The sequence below is a fragment of the Diaphorobacter sp. JS3051 genome (assembly GCF_015832135.1).
In the GTDB taxonomy this organism is placed as follows: domain Bacteria; phylum Pseudomonadota; class Gammaproteobacteria; order Burkholderiales; family Burkholderiaceae_C; genus Diaphorobacter; species Diaphorobacter nitroreducens.
Genome location: NZ_CP065406.1, coordinates 3,469,639 through 3,492,943 on the forward strand (window position 1 = coordinate 3,469,639; position 23,305 = coordinate 3,492,943).

The window sequence follows — 23,305 nt, forward strand, 5'->3', positions numbered from 1 at the left end:
AAATGTATTGAAAGTCCTCAGTGAGCAAGCGCTAGCAGCTCTCATATTTGCAGCGCATGCCGATGAAGGATGCGCGGTGGGCGGCAGTGGCGCCTTACTTCCCGGCAGCGGCCAGGCGCTTTTCCACGTCCTGCGCGCCGATGGCGCCGGGCACGCGCGAGCCGTCGGCAAAGATCAGCGTGGGCGTGCCGGTGATCTTGTGCTTGCGCCCGAACGCCAGGTTGCGCTGCAGCGCTGCCGTGTCGCAGCTGGCCGCTGCGGGCGTCTTGTCGCGCAGCATGTGGTCGTCCCACGCGGCCGCGCGGTCCTTGGCGCACCAGATGTTGCGCGACTTCTCGGCCGAGTCCGGGCTGAGGATGGGGTAGAGGAACAGGTACACCGTCACGTTGTCCACGTTCTGCATGTCCTTCTCGAAGCGCTTGCAGTAGCCGCAGTTCGGGTCCTCGAACACCGCCAGCTTGCGCTCGCCGTTGCCGCGCACCAGGGTGAAGGCGTCCTGCAGCGGCAGGGCCTTGAAGTCCACCGCCGTCAGCTTGTTGATGCGGTCCTCTGTGAGGTTGCGCCGCGCCTTGGTGTCGATCAGCTCGCCCTGGATCAGGTAGTTGCCCTGGGCGTCGGTGTAGAACAGGTCGGTGCCGATGCGCACCTCGTACAGCCCCTTCATGGGCGTGGAGCGCACTTCGTCGATCTGCTGCAGCTGCGGGATGCGCTCGGCCAGCGCCTTGCGGATCGCTGCGTCCTGTGCCGATGCGTTCAGGCCCAGGCACAGGGCAGTGGCGGCCAGCAAGGTGGGGAGGAGTTTCATTGCGTTGGTTTCCGTTCTACTCAGAAAAAGGGGGCTCGTCGTGTCAGTCAGCGCCCATGGCCTGGCGGGCCACCCAGGCCTTGAGCGGGCCGCTGCGCTCGAAGCCCTTCATGCCCCAGTTGCGCAGCGCGGCCAGCGCGCCCTCGCGCCGGGTGAAGAGTTGCTGCAGGCCGTCCATGGCCATGCCCATCGGCAGCAGCGCGGCCTTGCGTTCGCGCTCGTAGCTGCGCAGCAGGCGCAGATCGCCCACGCTGCGCCAGGCCGCGCGCTCGTGCAGCACACGCGCCAGCGTGCGCGCGTCGCCCAGGCCCAGGTTCAGGCCCTGGCCGGCCAGGGGGTGCACGTTGTGTGCGGCGTCGCCGGCCAGTGCCCAGCTGCGGCGCGCACCCAGGGCGGACTGGCCGGGCAGGGCGCCGCACCAGTGGCGCGCCTGGGCCTGCTGCAGCGGCCAGCTGGCGCGCGGGCCCGCGAGCTGCAAAGCGCCCAGCGCATCGCGGCTGGCTTCGCGCAGGCGCTGGGTGAAGCTGCCCTCGTCGGCCTGCAGCCAGTGCGGAGCCTGCTCCTGCGGCACCGACCACACCACGGCCACGGCGCGCCCCTGGGCGCCGTCCAGCGGCAGGAAGGCGAGGATGCTGCCGTCGGGCAAGAACCACTGGCGCGCCACCTGGCCGTGGGGCCGCTCGCACACCAGCCGCGTGGCGATCGCGTGCTGGGCGTAGGGGGTGATGTCGAATTCGGCACCGAACTCGGCGCGCGTGCGGCTGGCGCGGCCTTCGCACACCACGGTGAGCGCGGCGTCCACGGGCGCGGCGACCGGCTCCACCAGCGGCTGAAAGCGCACGGCATCTGCCAGGCGCGCCTCCAGCGCGGGCACGTCCACGATCCAGGCCAGCGCGTCGTGGCCCTGCTGGGCCGCGTCAAAGCGCACCTGGCCGTCCTGGTCGGCGTGCACCTGCATCTGCAGCACGGCCGTCGCATGCTGCGCGTCGGGCCAGCCGCGCACGGATTCCAGCAGCGCGCGCGAGGCGGCGTTGAGCGCGTAGGCGCGCACGTCGCCGTCGGAGGGGGAGCCCTCCGGCGGGCCCACCAGCGCCACGCGCAGGCGGTCGCGCGCCAGCAAGAGTGCCAAGGTGCGGCCCACCACGCCCGCGCCGCGGATACATACGTCAAATGTCTGCGCCATCCCGGGATTGTAGGAGCCGCGCTACGCCCCTGCGCCGGGTGGGGCGGCGGCACAATCGCGGGCCAATCCCCTCATCCATCGCCAGCGACAGGAGCAGCAGCGTGAGCTTTCGTGCAGACCATGATTTGACCGGTACCGTGGCCCGGCTGTTCATCCATCCCGTGAAGTCCTGCGCGGGCATCGAGGTGCAGCAGGCTCTGCTGACCGATACCGGGCTGGACCTGGACCGCGCCTGGATGGTGGTCGACGCGCAGGGCGTGTTCCTGTCGCAGCGCACGCTGCCGCGCATGGCGCTGATTCGCCCGCAGTTGCGCAGCGACGACCTGGTGCTGCGCGCGCCCGGCATGCTGGCGCTGCATGTGGCGCTGGACCGGGTGGAGCAGCCGGCCACCGTGCAGGTGTGGGACGACACCGTGCCCGCCTGGGACATGGGCGACCTGGCCGCGCAGTGGTTTTCGGACTTTTTGGGGCTGCGCTGCCGGCTGGTGCGGTTTGACCCGGAGCACCGCCGGCTGTCCAGTCTGCGGTGGACCGGCGGCATCGAGGCGCCCACCCAGTTCGCGGACGGCTTTCCGCTGCTGGTGGCGAGCCAGGGGTCGCTGGACGGCCTCAACGAGCGGCTGCTGGCCGCGGGCGAGGGGGCGGTGGGCATGGAGCGCTTTCGGCCCAACCTGGTGATTGCCGGGGTCGAGGCGCACGACGAAGACCGCATCGACGAGCTGTTCATCGGCACGGGCGAAGGCGAGGTGCGGCTGCAGCTCGTCAAGCCGTGCACACGCTGCCCCATCCCCAACATCGACCCCGCCACGGCCGAGAGCACCCCGGCCGTCAGCACGGCCCTGCGCCGTTACCGCCAGGACCCGCGCATGGACGGCGCGATCACCTTCGCCATGAATGCCATCGTGCGCGAGGGCACGGGCACGGTGCTGCGCGTGGGCCAGCCCGTGGCGGCCAACCTGCGGTTCGACTGAGGGGGGCCCTGCGGGGGCGCCCGGCGAGGGGAGCGCCTGCGGGGCATTGGCCCGCGCGCGCTTCGCTGCATACCCCCTCCCGTAAAATGGCGGGTTTGTCTCCCGAACCTACGAAAGCCCTGCCATGAGCCTGAAATGCGGCATCGTGGGCCTGCCCAACGTCGGCAAGTCCACCCTCTTTAACGCCCTCACCAAGGCCGGCATTGCCGCCGAGAACTACCCTTTTTGCACCATCGAGCCCAACACCGGCGTGGTGGAGGTGCCCGATCCGCGCCTGCAGCAGCTGGCAGAGATCATCAATCCCGAGCGCATCGTGCCCGCCATCGTCGAGTTCGTCGACATCGCGGGCCTGGTGGCTGGTGCCTCCAAGGGCGAAGGCCTGGGTAACCAGTTCCTGGCGCACATCCGCGAGACCGATGCCATCGTCAACGTGGTGCGTTGCTTCGAGGACCCGAACGTGATCCACGTGGCCGGCCGCGTGGACCCCATCGCCGACATCGAGGTCATCCAGACCGAGCTGTGCCTGGCCGACCTGGCCACCGTCGAGAAGGCCCTGCAGCGCTATAGCAAGGCGGCCAAGAGCGGCAACGACAAGGAAGCCGCCAAGCTGGTGCAACTGCTCACGCCCATCCAGGCTGCGCTGGATGAGGGCAAGCCGGCGCGCACCGTGCCCGTGTCCAAGGAAGACGCGCCGCTGCTCAAGCAGTTCTGCCTGATCACCGCCAAGCCGGCGATGTTCGTGGGCAACGTGGCCGAGGACGGTTTCGAGAACAACCCCCTGCTGGACAAGCTCAAGGCCTATGCCGAGGCCCAGGGCGCGCCCGTGGTCGCCATCTGCGCCAAGATCGAGGCCGAGATGGCCGAGATGGGCGACGAGGACCGCGACATGTTCCTGCAGGAAATGGGGCTGGAGGAGCCGGGCCTGAACCGCCTGATCCGCGCGGGCTTCAAACTGCTGGGCCTGCAGACCTACTTCACCGCCGGCGTGAAGGAAGTGCGCGCCTGGACCATCCACGTGGGCGACACGGCGCCGCAGGCGGCCGGCGTGATCCACGGCGACTTCGAGCGCGGCTTCATCCGCGCGCAGACCATCGCGTTCGAGGACTTCATCCAGTACAAGGGCGAGCAGGGCGCCAAGGACGCGGGCAAGATGCGCGCCGAGGGCAAGGAATACGTCGTCAAAGACGGCGACGTGATGAACTTCCTCTTCAACGTCTGAGTCGCCAAGCCGTTTTCCTGATGTTTCATGAAACACCAGGAAAGCATGAAAATCCCCAATAAAACCGCGCAGTTGCGCGGTTTTATTGTTTCATAGCGCTGCTTCAAGTTTCCCGAGCAGTCAATGCATGCCTGAGTACGCTAGCGAGTACAGCTCTTGGAGTATGTACGAATAAGTGAGTATAGTGCCGCTGTCGCCATGACAAGGAGTCAGCCACCATGCTTACCGACACGCACTGCCGCAACGCCAAGCCCAGGGAGAAGCTCTACCGCTTGAATGACCAGCGCGGGCTTTACCTCGAAGTCAAGCCCAACGGAGTCAAGGCTTGGCGATACCGCTTCACACTGGATGGCAAGGCCAGCATGTTTGCGCTTGGCGAATACCCTGCTGTTACGCTCTCTGAAGCCAGGGAACGCAGCGAGGCCGCACGCAAACTGGTCAAGCAAGGCATCAATCCCGCGCAGCAAAGGCAGCTCGACCGCATCCGGAAAGCCAGCGAAGCAAAGAACACCTTCGAGATCGTCGCCAAGGAGTGGCTGCAGACAAAGGACTGGGAAGATGTCACCAAGAACCGGCGTCTGGATATGCTGGAACGCGTGGTGTTCCCCAGTATCGGCAATATGCCGGTTCGCGAAATAACGCCAACCCATGTCCTGGACATCCTGCAGAAAACAGCAAAGCGTGGCGCGCCCACGGTCGCCGCCGAGGCGCGGCGCACCATGTCCGCCGTATTCGAGTTCGCCGTCGCCACCTTGCGAGCCGACAGCGACCCGGTTTGGCCGGTGCGCAAGGCGCTACCGGCAAACAAGACCCAGCACAAGCCGGCACTGAGTAAAGAGCAGATCGGCAAACTGCTGAGCGACTTCGCAAACCACCGCTGCAGCTTTCAGGTAAGTCATTGCATGCAACTGATGTGGTGGACCCTAGCGCGACCGACCGAAGTGGCCGAGGCGGCCTGGGATGAGTTTGACCTTGAGAAGGCTGTTTGGCGTATCCCGGCGCAGCGCATGAAAGCGCGCAAGGAGCACGTCGTGCCTCTGCCACGACAGGCAGTGGAGATGCTCAAAGGACTGCATGCCATTACCGGCAACCGCAAGCACCTGTTTCCTGGCCGGGATGATCGCAACGCCCCTATGTCCGCCGCATCGCTTCGCCAGGCGCTCAAGGTTTTGGGGTGGAGTGGCGCTTATAGCCCACACGCCACACGGACCACCGGCAGTACCCGCCTTAACGAGATGGGCTACCGTCCCGATGCCATCGAAGCGCAGCTTGCCCATGCTGACCAGAACAATGTGCGTCGTACCTACAACCACGCCACCTATTTCGATGAGCGTCGCACCATGATGCAGGAATGGGCGGACAAGTTGGATGAATGGAAGGGGCAAGCATGAAGCCGATCAAAACATCAAGCGATGGGCATGCCTTTCTCCCCCTCGGTCAAATTGAATATGAAGTTTTCGCCCGCAGAACCCGTTGTGGCCTTCCTGTTTTCAGAGACCCCGCTGCTTTTTCCGAGCAGCTCAAAACTTTGGCGGCGTGGCATGCGGACCAAGTCAAGCCCCTCAGAGACGAAGAGAGAAAAAAACGCTACCAGGCCGTTGCCAAAGCCGTTCACCTACTGCAAGAAACATTGCTGGGTTTAAAGCCTGATGAAATCAAGTGGCTCCTAAGTGAGGAAAATCGATATTTGTCGTCAGGCACGCTTGATGCGGCAGCTAATGAGCCGGATGACGAGCAGTTGTGGGCGGAGCTAAATATCGAACCAGCACAATGCCATGAGCACGTCCTGATCCGACACAACCTACACACACTTCAAATGATTGCAGAAGGGCTCGCTTCTAACAAAAGAGGTAGGCCATCACTTACCGCCGAGCTTGATACCGCGGCGGAGTTCGTTTTGATTTGCCACATCGCTGGTTGGACGCTTGGCGTTGCAAATAGCGGGAGAGAGAGAAAACGGGGGGACCAAGTCCTAGAGTCCGACGCGGTACGTTGCTTGGCCGCAGTCTTTCACGAAGCGGGAGAAAACTCCGTAACCAGTATTCAGCGCGCTAAAACCATGCTTCGCAAGATGCGCAAGGGGGAAAGATGCTACTGTAGTGTTTGATTCTTAATGAAACTTAATTGAGCAACCACGCTCCAATGCTCTACTACGGTTTGCATTGGAGTGAAAAATTGCGAGTTGCCCCGACGATTGTGTTGACGGATGAAGAGGAAAGCGAGCTGAGCCGGCTGGCGCGCTCCAAGCGCACCAGCGTCAGATTGGCCCAGCGCGCCCAGATCGTGCTGCTGGCCGCGCAGGGGCTGCAAAACAAGGATATTGCCGAGCAGCTTGGCATTGGGCGCGTGCAGGTGGCGCGCTGGCGTGAACGCTACCTGCAATTGGGGCTGCAAGGTATCGAGCGCGACTTGCCGCGCGGCGCACCGCCGGTGAAGGTGGATGTGGCCAAGCTTGTGAAGCTAACCACACAGACCAAGCCCGAGGCGGCCACGCACTGGAGCACGCGCACGATGGCCGCTGAGTTGGGCGTCAGCGCCAGCACCGTGATGCGCCATTGGCAGGCCCACGGTCTCAAGCCTCACATCGTGCGCGGCTTCAAGGTCTCGCGCGATCCGCAGTTCGTGCAAAAGCTCGAAGACATCGTGGGGCTTTACATGTCGTCGCCCGAGCATGCGCTGGTGCTGTGCTGCGACGAAAAGAGCCAGGTGCAGGCGCTGGACCGAACGCAGCCCGGGCTGCCGCTCAAGAAGGGGCGCGCGGCCACCATGACGCACGACTACAAGCGCAACGGCACAACCACCTTGTTCGCTGCGCTCAACGTGCTCAACGGTCAGGTCATCGGCCAGTGCCAGCAGCGCCACACCCACATCGAGTGGCTGAAGTTCCTGCGTCAAATCAATCGGGAGACGCCCAAGGACAAGACGCTGCATCTGATCGCCGACAACTACGCCACGCACAAGCATCCAGCTGTGCAGGAGTGGCTGGCCAAGCACCCCAGATTCAACATGCACTTCACGCCGACCTCGGCATCGTGGCTGAACATGGTCGAGCGCTTCTTTCGCGACATCTCCGAGAACCGGCTACGCCGCGGGGTGTTCACCAGCGTGCCCGAACTCGTCTCGGCCATCGATGAGTACATCGCGCATCACAACACCAACCCCAAGCCGTTCATCTGGACCAAGAACGCTCGCGACATCCTGCAAAAGGTCATCCGCGCCAATAGCCGATTAAGTTCCAAACAGAATGCAACACTACACTACCTCCATGGTGACAAACACGTATCCGGTGAAATCAGCTACCGGATCAGTTTTCAAGGCGTTTCTATAAACTCTCCGGATTGATCTAGCAGCTCGCATCCGCTGGAGGGGATTTACGACGGACAGAAAGTGACGCGGTTTTGCGCATATTTAATGTCCGTGCGCACGGCTTCAATCAGTCGCAGCATGGCCTCGTGTTCAAGATCATTCGAGGTGTTTCATGCGCGTCATAAAGGTTCAGGATGTCTGCGACAAAATTGCCGTCAGCCGGACAACCCTCTGGCGACTTTGCCAGACTGAAGATTTTCCAAAGCCAGTTCGGCTAGGCCCTGGCGGCCGTTCGATTGGCTTTTTTGCCCACGAGATCGACGCGTGGCTTGAGACTCAGGCGGCGGAGCGCGAGCACGACGGTTGTCCGGCTCTCCAGAGGGCGAAGTCATGAGCCGCATCCGCATTGACGACTCCGCCGAATACTGGTGGTCTCTGCCTTGCAGCCTGCTGCGCGATGCGCGGCTGAGCTATGAAGCGCGAGGCGTGGCTTGCCACTTGCTCTCGCTGGGCCGCAACTGGCAGTTGCGCGCTGTCGCACTGCCGCGCGTGTTGCACGATCAGTCACGAGCGAAAGGCCATCTTGGGCGAGACCTTTGCCGCCGCATCCTGCGCGAACTTGAAGATGCCGGCTACCTGGCGCGGAGGAAGTTCCAGGACGAGGAAGGGCTTTGGCGATGGGAGTCCGTGTTGACACCCGTTTCGCAAAAGGTGCCACAGACATCCATGGCCGGCTTGGCCGGCGACGGAGAAACCGTGGACGGCGCATCCGTCGCCGGTCAGGGCGGTGATATAGGTGTAGGTGAATACAAGGAAGAAGTAGTAGTAAAAAATATAAAACCACTACTACAGACAGGGGCTGTGGATAACTCTCCGAAAACGGGAGAGGCTTCCGCGCCCTTGGACTTGTCGCACCCTTCCCTTCTACCCTACCTGCGCGTCATAGGCGACGTAACCCGCCGCTTCGGGCCCTCGCTCACGGCAGAACAGATTCAGCTTGCCGCTGACGAATTGGCTGGCGTGCTATCGGCAGCCGGTAGTGGCAAGCACGCGGGCATCCGCTCCGTGCGCTCATGGCTATTGGCCGTGATGAATAGCGCTGTCGCGGGAGACTTCATCCCTGAGTTCGCGCCGAGTATCGCCCGCTGGCGAAAGAACCGACAGGAGGCGATGGAGGCATCGGCATCCCGCGCCCCTGTGCAACAGCCAGAAGCCGAGCGTCAAAAAGCTAAGGCTGAACGCGCAAAGGCCATCGCCGATTTGAAAGCGATGTTTCATGGCCGGAAGCCATGATCGACGCGAATGAGATGGTTGCGCTGATCGAATCGTGCCGACGCGAGATGCAAGCCATGCTCCCGGCCGATGAGTTTGCCAGCTTGAGCAGCAAGACCAGACAAGACTATCGCCAGCTCGGCCGAACGCTGTTGCAGCGTGCCCGCTACGCCGAAGGTGGGGTGGCCGAAGTCATGACGGCCACCCTGCGTCCGACAACCTTCTACAAACGCGTCGCAGCGCTTCGCTACTGCCTGTACGCCGATCTTGTCGAGCAGCTGAAAAGCCTGCGTTCCGCGCTCTCTGCCCGACCTGTGGACAGGTTGCAAGTCATGGCCATCCAAGCCCAATTGCAACAACAGCGTACATTTCTGCGCGAGTTCGAGACAGCCCGGCAAAGCGGCCCAACCGATGAGCGCCGCAAGCGTGCCAGCAAGCGGCAAGCCTTGCGCGGCCTCCCCGGCGACTGGCGCGAGCAACTGTATCAGCGCGCTGCGAAAGGCAAGTATGCCGATGCGATTCTGGTCGCCGCGCTGACCGGCTGCCGCCCGGAAGAGCTCCGGCAAGGCGTGCACATTCGCCGGGTGAACAATCCGCGCAGCGGCATGGGCGAGATCAGATTCGAGATCGATGGCGCCAAGGTCAAGGCGCATCAAGGCCAGCCGCACCGCTTGATCGCCTATGGCGCACACGATCCCCATCCATTGCTGGAGGCTCTGCGCATCCGGCTAGCGGGGCGGCGGGAATTGCTCGTTTGCATTGACAGCCCAGTCAACTTCACCGTCGAAGCCCGTCGGCTGGCACACAGCCTCTGGCCGAAGCACAAGCACGCCGTCACGGCTTACTGCCTGCGCCACCAATGGGCGGCCGACCTGAAACGGCACGCGGCTGCGGACTCAGTCAGCCAGGGGCTGGGACATGCCAGCGCCAAGACACGGCGACACTACGGGCAAGCCAATCAGGCCAGCAGCCGGCATGCCCTGCAACCCATCGCCATCGAGGCGGAGCGCCCTGTAAAGCCGACTACCGCTAACAGGCCGTTGAAAAATCCCCCGCCGACGCCCGCGTTGGCCGCTACGATCTGAAGCCATCGGTGAACGACCCAGACGAGGACGATGAGAGGCAGTCAAGATTTCCAGGGGGCGATGTTCAGCTACATCAGCCTTGAAGAGCGCGTGCCGCAGGCACACCCGCTGCGCAAGTTGCGCGCGGTGGTTGATGCGCTGCTGGCAACCATGAACCGCGAGTTCGAAGCGGTGTACGCCCGCCGTGGCCGCCCATCGGTGCCACCGGAGATGCTGCTCAAGGCCTTGCTGCTGCAGATCCTGTTCTCCATCCGCAGCGAGCGCCAGTTGGTCGAAGCGATCAACTACAACCTGCTGTACCGCTGGTTCGTGGGCCTGAACATCGAAGACAAGGTCTGGGACCACTCCACTTTCAGCGCCAACCGCGAACGTCTGTTCAACGAAGACCTCGCCCGCGCCTTCTTCGAGCGCGTCAAGCTCAGTGCCCAGTGGGGCAAGCTCGCCAGCGACGAGCACTTCAGCGTGGACGGCACGCTCATTGACGCCTGGGCCTCGCACAAGAGCTTCAAGCGCAAAGACGACGACAGCGGCACGCCGCCTGGGCGCAACCCCGAGGTGGACTTCAAGGGGCAGGAGCGCTGCAACGACACCCACGAGAGCACCACGGACGCCGATGCCCGGCTGTTCAAGAAGAGCCAGGGCGACAAATCCCGCCTGTGCCACATGGGGCACATCCTCATGGAGAACCGCAACGGGCTGATCGTGGATGTCGAGATCACCCACGCCAGCGGCACGGCCGAGCGCGAGGCGGCGCTGGCCATGTTGGAGCGTCGGGGCAACAGGAACAAACGGGCCACGGTCGGTGCCGACAAGGGCTACGACAGCAAGGCCTTCATCAAAGGCTGCAGAAAGCTCAAAGTCACGCCCCACGTGGCGGCCAAGGACAAACACTCGGCGGTGGATGCGCGAGTGACACGGCACGAGGGCTACAAGACCAGCCTGAAGGTGCGCAAGCGCATCGAAGAGGCCTTTGGCTGGATCAAGACCGTCGGTGGTCTGGCAAAGACCAAGCTGATCGGTCAGGCCAAGCTCACGGGCCAGGCGCTGCTGTGCTTTGCCACCTACAACCTTGTGCGAATGGGCAGCATCGGCGGCTGGTGGGACGCGCATCATGCGTGAGCCCAGGGATACGTGCGCCCGAAATGGGCGGGAGGGCCTGCAAACCGGCCAGATGGGCCGTTGCAATCGCTGCGCAGACGCGTCTGGGCAGCTCGTGTCTTCGCACTCAGCGTCCCTGATGCGTTCGAAAAGCACTTTTTCAACGGCCTGCTAATGTGGTGTCTCAAAAATAGATAGAACTATTTTGACCGGTGTTGGTCGAATCAGCTTCCTTATAGGAGACTACGCTGATGGCCCACCCTGGCCGCCCCGCCACGAAGCTGCAGATCACCGATGCCGAGCGCGCAGAGCTGCATGCGCGACTGCGCGTACGCAAAGCGCCCGAGGACGAGAAGCTGCGCATGCGAATCGTGCTGGGCTGCGCAGATGGGGAGTCGGGCACCATGATTGCCCAACGCTTGGGCACGACGGTGCAAACTGTCTCCAAGTGGCGGCGGCGCTACCGGGCGTATCGTCTGGCGGGTTTGACCGATGCCCCGCGCGCTGGCCGCCCGCGCAGTGTGGGCGACGAGCAGGTTCAGCTCATTGTGGACAAGGTTCGCCAGAGCAAGCCTGACAACGCCACGCACTGGAGCGTGCGCCAGATGAGTCGGCACGCTGGCGTATCGCCCGCGACGGTGCAGCGCATCTGGCATGCCTTTGGGCTGAAGCCGCACCTGCAAGAAACCTTCAAGCTATCGACGGATCCCCATTTCGTGGACAAGGTACGGGATGTGGTGGGGCTGTATATGGCACCACCCGATCGCGCCTTGGTGCTGTGCGTGGACGAGAAGAGCCAGATCCAGGCTCTGGATCGCACCCAACCAGGGTTACCACTGACGTTTGGCAAACCCAGCACGCGCACGCACGATTACAAGCGCCATGGCACAACGTCGCTGTTTGCAGCGCTGGATGTGGCCACTGGCAAAGTCATAGGACAGCTCAAGCGCCGTCACCGCAGTGTGGAATTCCTGCAGTTCCTCAAAGCCATCGATGCAGCGGTGCCAGGCGAACAAGACATCCACCTGATCATGGACAACTACGGCACGCACAAGACGCAGGCAGTGCGGGCCTGGCTAGCAGCCCATCCTCGCTACCACGTTCACTTCACGCCCACCTCAGCGTCCTGGCTCAATCTGGTCGAGCGTTTCTTTAGCCAGATCAGCGAGCAGTGGATCAAGCGCAGCGCCCACACCAGCGTTGCTCAGCTGGAGCAATCCATACGGGAATACATTGATCGTCACAACGAGGATCCCAAGCCGTTCGTGTGGCATAAAAGTGCGGACACCATCTTGGCATCTGTGGCGCGGGCAGCGAGTACCATTATTTGATGATTACTTTTGAGACACCACACTAAGGGGCCGCGTCATCGAGCCGCCTCAAGCACGGAATCCACGCCCTGACGAGAATCGTGGCGAGGTGGGGCAAAATGCAGTACATTTGCGTGACATCACTGACGAGACGCTGCCATGTCACGCCTGAAGGACGAAACCCTATCCATCCGCACCTCCGCTGAGATCAAGCAGCTTTTGCGCTTGGCGGCTGAGCGCGAGCGCCGCTCGGTGGCTTCGATGATCGAAATCCTGGTGCTGGAGTACGCCCGCGCGCACGATCTGCACGCCGATGGCCTCGCGAAAACGCCAGTCAAGAGCACGCCATCCAAATGACGCAAGCAGCTTCGACAATCACACTCAGCCAGCTTGAAAGCCACCTCTGGGAATCCGCCAACATCCTGCGCGGCCCGGTGGATGCGGCTGACTTTAAGACCTACATCTTTCCGCTGCTGTTCTTCAAGCGCATCTGCGACGTCTGGGACGAGGAGTACCAGGAGATCGTCGATGAGACTGGCGATGAGCAATTGGCCTGGTTTCCCGAGTCGCACCGCTTCCAGATCCCGGAAGACTGCCACTGGAACGACGTTCGCACCAAGGCCAGCAATGTCGGGACGGCCCTTCAGCGCGCGATGCGCGAGATTGAGAAAGCCAACCCCGACACCCTGTACGGCGTGTTCGGCGATGCCCAGTGGTCGAACAAGGACCGGCTGTCTGATGCCTTGCTAAAGGACCTGATCGAGCACTTCTCCAAGCTGCCGTTTGGCAACAAGAACGTCAACTCGGATCTGCTTGGCGACGCCTACGAATACCTGATCAAGAAGTTCGCCGACGCCACCAACAAGAAGGCCGGCGAGTTCTACACCCCGCGCAGCGTCGTGCGGCTGATGATCGACATGCTCGATCCCAAAGAAGCCGAGACCATCTACGACCCGGCCTGCGGTACCGGCGGCATGTTGCTGGCTGCCGTGCAGCACGTGAAGGAACAGCATGGCGACGTGAAACGGCTGTGGGGCAAGCTGTACGGACAAGAGAAGAACCTCACCACCTCATCCATCGCGCGGATGAACCTCTTCCTCCACGGCATCGAGGACTTCCAGGTGGTGCGCGGCGACACCCTGCGTAACCCGGCCTTCTTTGAGGTCGACCGACTGGCCACGTTCGACTGCGTGATCGCCAACCCCCCTTTCTCGCTGGAAAAGTGGGGCGAGGACCTGTGGCTGAACGATCCCTTCGGCCGCAACTTTGCCGGCCTGCCACCCTCATCCAGCGGTGACTTCGCGTGGGTGCAGCACATGGTCAAGTCGATGGCCGACGTCAGCGGCCGGATGGCTGTGGTGCTGCCCCAGGGCGCGCTGTTCCGCAAAGGAGTAGAAGGCAACATCCGCCAGAAACTGCTGGAGATGGATCTGGTCGAGGCCGTAATCGGCTTGGCGCCCAACCTGTTTTACGGCACCGGCCTGGCCGCGTGCATCCTGGTCTTGCGCAAGCGCAAACCGGCCAAGCACAAGAAGAAGGTGCTGATCGCCGATGCGTCGCGCCTGTTCCGCCGGGGCCGCGCGCAAAACTATCTGGAGCCCGAGCACGCCACCGAAATCCTCAGCTGGTATCGCGGCTTTGCTGACGTGCAGGACGCGGCCCGCGTGGTCAGCCTCGACGAGATCAAGGCCGAAGACTGGACGCTGAACATTTCGCGCTATGTCCTGCCACCATTGCAAGAAGACATCCCGCCGCTGCCCGCTGCCATCGCGGCATTCAAGGACGCGCTCACCCGCTGCCGTGAAGCCGAAGCGCGGCTTGCGCAGGTCATGACTGAAGGGGGATGGCTGCAATGAGTCACCCAAGCAAACGCATCAGCCAACAAGAACTCGAAAGCTACCTCTGGGGCGCCGCCGTGCTGCTGCGCGGCCTCATCGACGCCGGTGACTACAAGCAGTTCATCTTCCCACTGCTGTTCTACAAGCGGGTCTCGGATGTCTGGGACGAGGAATACCAGGCAGCGCTGGCCAACTCAGGCGGTGACCTCTCCTACGCGCAGTTCGCGGAGAACCACCGCTTCCAGATTCCCGAGAGCGCGCACTGGAACGATATACGCCAGACCCCGAAGAACGTTGGTGCCGCCATCCAGAAGGCCATGCGCGCCATCGAAAGCGCCAACCCGGATCTGCTCGACGGCATCTTCGGTGACGCGCCCTGGACCAACCGCGAGCGTCTGCCCGACGAAACGCTGAAAAACCTCATCGAGCACTTCTCGACGCAGACGCTCTCGGTAGCCAACGTCCCCGAGGACGAGTTGGGCAACGCCTACGAGTACCTGATCAAGAAGTTCGCGGACGATTCCGGCCACACGGCGGCCGAGTTCTACACCAACCGCACCGTCGTCCACTTGATGACGCAACTTCTTGCACCTCAGGCCGGCGAGTCCATCTACGACCCCACCTGCGGCACCGGCGGCATGTTGATCTCGGCGCTGGACGAAGTGAAGCGCTCGGGCGGCGAGTACCGCACGCTCAAGCTCTACGGGCAGGAACGCAACCTCATCACCTCATCCATCGCCCGCATGAACCTGTTTCTGCACGGCGTGGAGGACTTCGAGATCATCCGGGGCGACACCCTGGCCGAACCCAAGCACATCGAGGGCGACCGCCTGCGCCAGTTCGACGTGATCCTGGCCAACCCGCCGTACTCCATCAAGCAGTGGAACCGCGAGGCCTGGAGCAGCGACAAGTGGGGTCGCAACTCCCTGGGCACGCCGCCGCAGGGCCGTGCCGACTATGCGTTCCAGCAGCACATCCTGACCAGCCTCACCACCAAGGGGCGCTGCGCCGTGCTCTGGCCCCACGGCGTGCTGTTCCGCAACGAGGAACAGACCATGCGCGCCAAGATGGTCGAGCAAGACTGGGTGGAGGCGGTCATCGGGCTGGGGCCCAACCTGTTCTACAACTCCCCTATGGAGTCGTGCATCGTCATCTGCAACCGCAAGAAGGTCGCCGCTCGCAAGGGCAAGGTGATCTTCATCGACGCGGTGAACGAGGTCACCCGGGAGCGCGCACAGAGCTTCCTTACGCCTGCGCACCAGCAGCGCATCCTGGACGCCTACAAGACGTTTGCCGATGTGCCCGGTTTTGCCAAGGTCGCCACACTGGCCGAGATTGGCGCCAATGCGGCCAACCTGTCGATCCCGCTGTACGTGAAGCGTATTGCCGCCGCCATCGCCACCGACAGCAATTGCGACGCGGTATCGTTGCGTTCGGCCTGGGACCAATGGCAAACCGATGGCAGTGCGTTCTGGCAACAGATGGACGCGCTGGTGGCAACGCTAGACGGGCTTGGTACCAATAAGCCCACTGTCGAAATAATGCCGCTGCAAGAGAAGGCAAAGCGGGTCGTACAGCCAGCATTTAAACGTGCGGTACTGGCGGCTGAAATAGTGCATCAACTACACGGTGAGCAGCGATTCGGCAGCGTCAAGCTGGAAAAACTGCTTTTTCTGAGTGAAAAGCATTTTGGCCTTGAAGCTGATATGCAAAGCCAGTACTACCGGCAAGCGGCGGGCCCATACGACCCCAGAGCTATGCGCTCCATCGTGAGCAACCTGAAATCGCATAAGTGGTTTGATGTCGCCAAAGGGAATGGGCGGACACACTACACGCCGCTGGAAAAATCCGGCCAGCACGCTGACTATTACTCTCGCTATTTCGTACATGTTCGCGACCGCATCGACCTCTTAATCGCGCGCCTCAAGACGGCAAGTACCGAGCAATGTGAGATCGTCGCCACTTTGTACTCAGCTTGGGTTGATTTGAAATCTAAGAATGAGCCATTCATTGATGAGGACATCATCCACGAAGTGACGCACAACTGGCACCCCAGCAAGCAACGCATTGAGACAGAACGCTGGTACAAGGCATTAGCTTGGATGCGTGCTCACCGCCTCACACCTGAGAATCAGGGGGAGTTGGTATAATGGCGCGCCGCGTTAAGTTCGGCGACGTGGTGCGCCTCTCGAAAGCTCGCAGCAAAGATCCGCTGGCCGATGGCATTGAACGCTACGTCGGTCTGGAACATATCGAACCAGGTGACTTGCGCATCCGCAGTTGGGGCAGCGTCGCCGACGGCGTGACCTTCACCAGCGTGTTTCAACCTGGGCAGGTGCTGTTCGGCAAGCGACGCGCTTACCAGCGGAAGGTGGCTGTGGCGGATTTCTCCGGCGTCTGTTCCGGGGACATCTACGTGCTGGAGACAAAGGATGTGCAGCTCTTGTTGCCAGAGTTGCTGCCATTCATTTGCCAGACCGATGTCTTTTTTGATCACGCGGTGGGCACATCAGCTGGCTCGTTGAGCCCCCGCACCAACTGGACGAGTTTGGCGGACTTTGAGTTTGTGCTCCCGCCGATGGATGAGCAGCAGCGTCTTATACGTCTGCTCTTGAACGCTGAGGCCGCAAGAACAGCAGCCGAAGATGCAGCGGCCCATTCAGAGAGGCTGAGAAAGTCACTGTTATTCGAAACCTTTGATGCACTACAGGGCGAAGGTACGGTCCGCATTCCTTTTCTAGCAACCGAGATCGATTGTCGGTGGGTCAAGGCGCGTGATGCTGGCCAAATACTTATGGGCCGGCAGTTGTCGCCGAAATACAAAACCGGGAAAAACACAAGGAAGTATCTGCGCGTTGCAAATGTGTTCGATGGATTCATCGACACGAGTGATGTCAATGAGATGGACTTCAATGAGAGTGAGTTCTCGACATTCAGGTTGCAGAGCGGAGATGTTCTGCTGAACGAAGGGCAAAGTCGGGAGCTTGTTGGCCGCAGTGCGATATTCCGCGATGAAGTCCCAGATTGCTGCTTTCAAAACACGCTGATTCGATTTCGCCCAAATGCGGAGGTGATGTCAGAGTTCGCGCATTACTACTTTCAGTATTGCCAATACACATCTCGGTTCGTCCAAATTTCAAAACAGACAACATCAATCGCGCACTTGGGCGTCCAGCGGTTTGCGGAAATGAATTTTCCCCTCGTATCGATTGATGCACAGAAAGCAATCGTGGAAGCCTTATCCGCCGTAGTGGCGGCCATTCCACAGCTTAAGAAGCGGGCAAAGACTGCAAGTGCGATAAGGAATCAGGTTCTTATGGAGGGGGCTTCGAGATGAGTTTTACAGAATCCAACACCGTCGAAGCCTACGTCCGCGATCTGCTCGCTGGCCCCATTAAGGCTATCCCGGCCAACACCGTTCAGGAACCGCTCGCCAGCTATGGTCCTAGCCCCAAAGGCGTCGGCTGGCGTTACGCCGCCCCGGCTGAGGTGCCGCGCCAGATCCAGGAAGTGCTGGTCGAACACTGGCTGCGCGATGCACTGATCCGCCTGAACCCCGAGATTGCCGCCCAGCCCGACCGCGCCGACGAGGTGCTCTACAAGCTGCGTGCCATCGTGCTGTCGGTGCGCTCGGATGGTCTGATTCGCGCCAACGAGGAAATGACCGCGTGGATGCGCGGTGAGCGCTCGATGCCCTTCGGCCACAACAACGAGCATGTGCCGGTGCGGCTGATCGACCTGGATGATCTGTCGCAAAACCACTACATCGTCACCCAGCAATACACCTACCGTGCAGGCCCCACCGAACGCCGGGCTGATCTGGTGCTGTTGGTGAATGGCCTGCCGCTGGTACTGATCGAGGCCAAGACCCCGGTCAAAAAATGCATCAGCTGGGTCGACGCGGCGGTGCAGGTGCACGATGACTACGAGAAGTTCGTGCCTGAGCTCTTCGTCTGCAACGTGTTCTCGGTGGCGACCGAGGGCAAGGCGTACCGCTATGGCTCCATCGGGCTACCAGTCAAGGACTGGGGCCCTTGGCATCTGGATGGTGATGGCGAGGATAGTCAGCACCATCCGCTGAAGTCGCTCAAGCTGTCGGCCGAGAGCATGCTGCGCCCGCATGTGGTGCTGGACATCCTCGGCAGTTTCACCCTGTTCGCCACCAACAAGAAAAAGCAGCGCATCAAGATCATTTGCCGGTACCAGCAGTTTGAAGCGGCCAACAAGATCGTCGAGCGGGTGCTGGCGGGCTACCCCAGGAAGGGCTTGATCTGGCATTTCCAGGGCTCGGGCAAGTCGCTGCTGATGGTGTTTGCCGCGCAGAAGCTGCGCATGCACGCAGGATTGAAGAATCCCACCGTGCTGATCGTGGTGGATCGGATCGATCTTGATAGCCAGATCACCGGTACCTTCACCGGAGCGGACATTCCCAACCTGGAAAAGGCGGATACCCGCGAGAAGCTGCAGCAGCTGCTGGCGCAGGACGTGCGCAAGATCATCATCACCACGATCTTCAAGTTCGGCGAGGGCCCCAACTCAACAAAAGGGGGCAGCCTGAACGACCGCAGCAACATCATCGCCTTGGTGGACGAAGCCCACCGCACGCAAGAAGGCGACCTGGGCCGCAAGATGCGCGAAGCCCTGCCCAACGCGTTTCTGTTCGGCCTGACCGGCACGCCGATCAACCGTGCCGACCGCAACACCTTCTACGCCTTTGGTGCAGACGAGGATGAGAAAGGCTACATGAGCCGGTACGGCTTCGAGGAGTCAATCCGCGACGGTGCCACGCTGAAACTGCACTTCGAGCCGCGCTTGATCGATCTGCACATCGACAAGGTCGCCCTCGATGCCGCCTACAAGGATTTGACCGGCGGCCTGTCGGACCTGGACAAGGACAACCTCGCGAAGACCGCCGCCAAGATGGCCGTGCTGGTCAAGACGCCTGAGCGCATCCGCAAGGTGTGCGAGGACATCGTCGAGCATTTCCAGACCAAGGTGGAGCCCAACGGCTTCAAGGGCCAGATCGTAACGTTCGATCGCGAGTCCTGCCTACTGTTCAAGGCCGAGCTGGACAAGCTGCTGCCGCCCGAGGCTACAGACATCGTGATGTCGGTGCAGGCGTCCGACAAGAAGGAGCATCCAGAGTACGCGGCCTACGACCGTTCACGCGATGAGGAAGAACGGCTGCTGGATCGCTTCCGCGACCCGGCCGATCCTCTGAAGCTGATCATCGTCACGGCCAAGCTGCTGACCGGCTTCGACGCGCCCATCCTGCAGGCCATGTACCTGGACAAGCCGCTGCGCGACCACACGCTGCTCCAGGCCATCTGCCGGGTGAACCGTACCTACTCCGAGCAGAAGACCCACGGCCTGATCGTGGACTACCTCGGCATCTTCGATGACGTCGCGGCGGCGCTGGAATTCGACGACCAGAGCGTCAAGCAGGTGGTCAGCAACATCCAGGAGTTGAAGGACAAGCTGCCCGAAGCCATGCAGAAGTGCCTGGCCTTCTTCTCTGGCTGCGATCGCAGTTTGCAAGGCTACGAGGGCCTGATCGCCGCGCAGCAGTGTCTGCCCAATAACGAGGTGCGGGACAACTTTGCTGCCGAGTACAGCGTGCTCAACAAGATCTGGGAGGCGCTGTCACCGGACACCGTTCTGGGCCCCTTCGAGAAGGACTACAAGTGGTTGTCGCAGGTGTACCAGTCGGTACAGCCCTCTAGTGGCCACGGCAAGTTGATCTGGCATTCGCTGGGCGCCAAGACCATCGAGCTGATCCACCAGAACGTGCATGTTGACGCGGTGCGGGATGACCTCGACACCTTGGTGCTGGACGCTGATCTGCTGGAAGCGGTGCTGTCGAACCCAGACCCGAAGAAGGCCAAGGAGATTGAGATCAAGCTCAAGCGCCGGCTGCGCGGGCATGGCGGCAACCCCAAGTTCAAGAAGCTGTCGGAGCGGCTCGATGCGCTGAAGGACCGCTTCGAATCCGGGCAGATCAACAGCGTCGAGTTTCTGAAGCAGTTGCTGGAGATCGCCAAGGAGACGCTGCAGGCCGAGAAGGACGTGCCGTCCGAAGAGGACGAGGATCGCGGTAAGGCGGCTCTCACCGAGTTGTTCAACGAGGTCAAGACTTCTGAGACGCCCATCATGGTCGAACGCGTGGTCACGGACATCGACGAGATAGTGCGACTGGTCCGCTTCCCGGGCTGGCAAGGTACGCAGGCCGGCGAGCGTGAAGTCAAGAAGGCCCTGCGCAAAGCCCTCTTCAAATACAAGCTGCATGCGGATGAAGAGCTGTTCGAGAAGGCCTACAGCTACATCCGGCAGTATTACTGAGGGAATGAACATGAGCGTCAACGCAAGCCCATCCTGGCCTTACCCCGGCGCACGCTGGTGGAAGTTCGACTTCCATACCCACACCCCAGCTTCCAAGGATACCGGGGCATGGCAGGTAGCCATCGGCACGCCGAATGAGTTAACGCCGCAGACATGGCTGCTCAAATACATGGCCGCCGAAATCGACTGCGTGGCCGTCACCGACCACAACACGGGCGAGTGGATCGACAGGCTCAAGGCGGCCTATGCGGAAATGAAGCGCGAGGCCGACGCGGGCACGCCGCCGGGCGGCTTCCGTGAGTTGCACCTGTTCCCCGGTGTGGAAATCTCGGTGCAGGGCGGCTTTCATCTGCTGGCGATCTTTGACCCGTCCGCCACCAGTCAGACCATCAGCGACCTGCTAGCGCAGGTGGATTACCAAGGCACGCGTGGCGACAGCGATGGCGTTACCCGTCTCGGTGCCGCCCAGGTGGTGGAGCGCATTCTGGCGGCGGGCGGCCTGGCCATTCCGGCACACGTCGAAGGCGACAAGGGGCTGCTACAGGTCGAACCTGGTACGCGTAAATGCATGATGGATGCCAATACGGTTAAGGCGATCTTGCAGGAGCCCGGCATCCTGGCGCTGGAGTGGGCCGCCTCCAACAGCCCTGTGCCCATGGTGCTGGAGGAGCTGAAACTGCGCTTTGCCAGCGTGGTGGGCAGCGATTGCCACAGCTTCCAAGGTACGGCTGTTCCGGGTTCGCGCTACACCTGGATCAAGATGGCGCGGCCTAGCCTGGAAGGCTTGCGTCTTGCCTTGCTGGATGGGCAGGAAGTCTCTGTTCGGCGCAGCGATGAGAGCGACGGCTTTGCGCCGTTCAATACGCCCGAGCATTTCATTGAGTCGATTGAAATCCGCGACGCTCGCTACATGGGGCGCGGCAGGCAGCCTGCCGAGTTGCCGCTCAATCCGTACTTCAATGCCTTGATAGGTGGCCGTGGCACAGGTAAATCGACCACCGTGCATGCCCTGCGTCTGGCTTATCGCCGTGAGAAGGAGCTGTCACTCAGCTCGGAAGCCGGGCAGACCTTCAAGCGTTTCAATCAGGTTGCCAGGGGCCGCAATGACGAAGGCGGACTACGGGCGGAAACCAGCCTCTGCGTGCAAGTGCAGCGCGATGGCATGCCCTATCGCCTGATCTGGCGGCAGGATGGCCAGGGCCATGCGGTGGAGGAATGGAACGCCGCTACGGGCAGTTTCAAGCCTTCGGCCAGTCAGGCCGTCACCGAGCAACGCTTTCCGGTGCGTCTGTTCAGCCAGGGGCAGATCGCCGCGCTGGCCGGTGACAGCCAGCAGGCGCTGCTCAAGGTGATTGACGATGCGGCGGGCACGCAATCGCAGCAAGCCGCTTTCGAGGAAGCCAAGCGTGCCTTCCTGGCCGCACGGGCGCAAATGCGCGAGCTGGATGGCAAGCTGCAAGGGCGTGAAGCGTTGACGCTGGCCCTGCAAGATATTCAGCGCAAGCTGGCCCGCTTCGAGGGCGCCGATCATGCCGCCCTGCTGAAAAACTATCAGCGCACCAACCGGCAAAGCCGCGAGCTGGAACGCCAGTTCGACGCCTCCGCCGAACTGGCAACCCGCTTGAAAGCGCTTGCCGACGATCTGTTGGCGGAAGACTTGCCGGAAGGCTTGTTCGATACCGCCGAAGACGGACCAGCACTGAGCATTGTCCAGGCGCTGCACGCCGCCATCGCCAAGGCGCAGCAGGACGTCGAGCGCGCGGCAAACGTGCTGCAGGAGCGTGGGCAAGTCCTGAGAGGTGAACTGGAGGCTTCGCCCTGGTTTGCGCGGATCGACGCGGCCAAGACGGCTTACGAGCAGCTCAAGGCCGACTTGCAGCAACAAGGCGTCAGCGACCCCAGCGAGTACGGTCGTCTGGTGCAAGAAAAGCAGCGCCAGGAAATCGAGCTGAAGAAGCTGGAAGCCTTGCAGAAGCAGCACACTGAGTTGCGCGAGAAGGCCAAGTCGTTGCTGGAACAGGTGCAATCCGCCCGCCGCGCCATCAGCGCCCAACGGAGCGCATTTCTGCAGGCAACGCTGCAAGGCAATCCCTTTGTGCGCATCGAGCTGATCCCGTACAGCCGGGACGCGCAGGGCATCGAGCGCTCCTTGCGGGAGGTGCTTGGTGCTGTCGACGAGCGCTTCAAGGCCGACATATATCAGGAACCGCAGGAAGAGGGCTTGGCGCGAGGGGTAGTTGCCGATCTGATGCTGCTCAGTGAGCTGTCTTTAAACACGTTGCCGAGTTCCCAAGACATCGAAGCATACGAGAACTCCATTGAGACGCTGAAGAAGCGGCTCGTTGAAGCAGCCGTAGGAAAGGACGAATTTGGCGCACGATTTAACAGTTTCCTGAAAGCGGAAGCCGACAAGCGCCCGGAATTCATCGATCACATTCTGTGCTGGTTCCCCGAAGACGGTTTGCAGGTGGAGTACAGCCGCAAAGGTGACGGGCGGGACTTTCAGTCCATCGGCCAGGCGTCCGCCGGGCAGCGCGCGGCGGCCATGCTGGCCTTCCTGCTGGCGCACGGCAACGAGCCACTGGTGCTCGACCAGCCAGAAGATGACCTGGATAACCACCTGATCTACGGACTGGTCGTGCAGCAGATCCGCAGCAACAAACTGCGCCGTCAGCTCATCATCGTGACCCACAACCCCAACATCGTGGTCAATGGCGATGCGGAGTTGATCCACGTACTGGACTTCAACCACCAGTGCCACGTGAAGCAAACCGGCTCTTTGCAGGATCAGGCTATGCGCCGCGAAGTCTGCCAAGTGATGGAAGGCGGCGAAGAAGCGTTCGAACGACGTTACCAACGCCTGGGAAGAGAGGTTTGAC

At 61.8% G+C, this 23,305-nt stretch carries 17 protein-coding genes and 1 pseudogene; 16 read left to right on the forward strand and 2 right to left on the reverse strand.

The features are described from left to right. Window positions 1-94: 94 nt before the first annotated feature. On the reverse strand, window positions 95-805 hold the full coding sequence (locus I3K84_RS16490) for a DsbC family protein (RefSeq protein ID WP_011806716.1): 711 nt from the start codon (window positions 803-805) through the stop codon (window positions 95-97). Between the two features lie 43 nt (window positions 806-848). Next, complete coding sequence (locus I3K84_RS16495; RefSeq protein WP_011806715.1) at window positions 849-1,988, reverse strand: FAD-dependent monooxygenase; 1,140 nt, start codon at window positions 1,986-1,988, stop codon at window positions 849-851. 101 nt (window positions 1,989-2,089) lie between these two features. Between I3K84_RS16495 and I3K84_RS16500 the strand changes: the two genes are divergently transcribed. The 16 genes and pseudogenes from I3K84_RS16500 to I3K84_RS16575 all read left to right on the forward strand — a co-directional run bounded on the left by I3K84_RS16500 (window position 2,090) and on the right by I3K84_RS16575 (window position 23,304). Continuing rightward, on the forward strand, window positions 2,090-2,959 hold the full coding sequence (locus tag I3K84_RS16500) for an MOSC domain-containing protein (RefSeq protein WP_011806714.1): 870 nt from the start codon (window positions 2,090-2,092) through the stop codon (window positions 2,957-2,959). 124 nt (window positions 2,960-3,083) lie between these two features. Further along, complete coding sequence (gene ychF / locus I3K84_RS16505; RefSeq protein ID WP_011806713.1) at window positions 3,084-4,178, forward strand: redox-regulated ATPase YchF; 1,095 nt, start codon at window positions 3,084-3,086, stop codon at window positions 4,176-4,178. A gap of 218 nt (window positions 4,179-4,396) precedes the next feature. Further along, window positions 4,397-5,569: an integrase arm-type DNA-binding domain-containing protein gene (locus tag I3K84_RS16510; RefSeq protein WP_011806712.1), complete on the forward strand. Its 1,173-nt coding sequence runs from the start codon at window positions 4,397-4,399 to the stop codon at window positions 5,567-5,569. After that, window positions 5,566-6,285: a hypothetical protein gene (locus I3K84_RS16515; RefSeq protein ID WP_231403352.1), complete on the forward strand. Its 720-nt coding sequence runs from the start codon at window positions 5,566-5,568 to the stop codon at window positions 6,283-6,285. Before I3K84_RS16510 ends, I3K84_RS16515 begins: the two co-directional genes overlap by 4 nt. A gap of 35 nt (window positions 6,286-6,320) precedes the next feature. Next, window positions 6,321-7,415 (forward strand): annotated as a pseudogene (locus I3K84_RS16520) (IS630 family transposase); the annotation flags it as partial. 241 nt (window positions 7,416-7,656) lie between these two features. Continuing rightward, complete coding sequence (locus I3K84_RS16525) at window positions 7,657-7,878, forward strand: AlpA family transcriptional regulator (protein ID WP_083766779.1); 222 nt, start codon at window positions 7,657-7,659, stop codon at window positions 7,876-7,878. After that, window positions 7,875-8,777 (forward strand): hypothetical protein, encoded by a 903-nt coding sequence (locus I3K84_RS16530; RefSeq protein WP_011806710.1) that lies wholly within the window; start codon window positions 7,875-7,877, stop codon window positions 8,775-8,777. Before I3K84_RS16525 ends, I3K84_RS16530 begins: the two co-directional genes overlap by 4 nt. Further along, window positions 8,774-9,841, forward strand: a complete 1,068-nt coding sequence (locus tag I3K84_RS16535; RefSeq protein WP_011806709.1) for a site-specific integrase — start codon at window positions 8,774-8,776, stop codon at window positions 9,839-9,841. Before I3K84_RS16530 ends, I3K84_RS16535 begins: the two co-directional genes overlap by 4 nt. Window positions 9,842-9,871: 30 nt before the next feature. Further along, window positions 9,872-10,960 (forward strand): IS5-like element ISDisp1 family transposase, encoded by a 1,089-nt coding sequence (locus I3K84_RS16540; RefSeq protein ID WP_011803559.1) that lies wholly within the window; start codon window positions 9,872-9,874, stop codon window positions 10,958-10,960. Between the two features lie 230 nt (window positions 10,961-11,190). Beyond that, entirely contained in the window at window positions 11,191-12,270 is a 1,080-nt protein-coding gene (locus I3K84_RS16545; RefSeq protein ID WP_005801445.1) for an IS630 family transposase, read from the forward strand. A 138-nt stretch (window positions 12,271-12,408) separates the two neighbouring features. Next, window positions 12,409-12,606, forward strand: coding sequence for a hypothetical protein (locus I3K84_RS16550; protein ID WP_011806707.1), 198 nt, complete (start codon window positions 12,409-12,411; stop codon window positions 12,604-12,606). Then, window positions 12,603-14,105, forward strand: coding sequence for a class I SAM-dependent DNA methyltransferase (locus tag I3K84_RS16555; protein WP_165563883.1), 1,503 nt, complete (start codon window positions 12,603-12,605; stop codon window positions 14,103-14,105). The genes I3K84_RS16550 and I3K84_RS16555 overlap by 4 nt, the downstream gene beginning before the upstream one ends. Next, on the forward strand, window positions 14,102-16,237 hold the full coding sequence (locus tag I3K84_RS16560; protein ID WP_231403353.1) for a class I SAM-dependent DNA methyltransferase: 2,136 nt from the start codon (window positions 14,102-14,104) through the stop codon (window positions 16,235-16,237). The genes I3K84_RS16555 and I3K84_RS16560 overlap by 4 nt, the downstream gene beginning before the upstream one ends. Continuing rightward, complete coding sequence (locus I3K84_RS16565) at window positions 16,237-17,424, forward strand: restriction endonuclease subunit S (RefSeq protein ID WP_196995009.1); 1,188 nt, start codon at window positions 16,237-16,239, stop codon at window positions 17,422-17,424. Before I3K84_RS16560 ends, I3K84_RS16565 begins: the two co-directional genes overlap by 1 nt. Beyond that, complete coding sequence (locus I3K84_RS16570) at window positions 17,421-20,426, forward strand: type I restriction endonuclease subunit R (protein WP_196995010.1); 3,006 nt, start codon at window positions 17,421-17,423, stop codon at window positions 20,424-20,426. Before I3K84_RS16565 ends, I3K84_RS16570 begins: the two co-directional genes overlap by 4 nt. Window positions 20,427-20,436: 10 nt before the next feature. After that, window positions 20,437-23,304, forward strand: coding sequence for a TrlF family AAA-like ATPase (locus tag I3K84_RS16575; protein WP_011806701.1), 2,868 nt, complete (start codon window positions 20,437-20,439; stop codon window positions 23,302-23,304). Window position 23,305 lies beyond the last annotated feature (1 nt).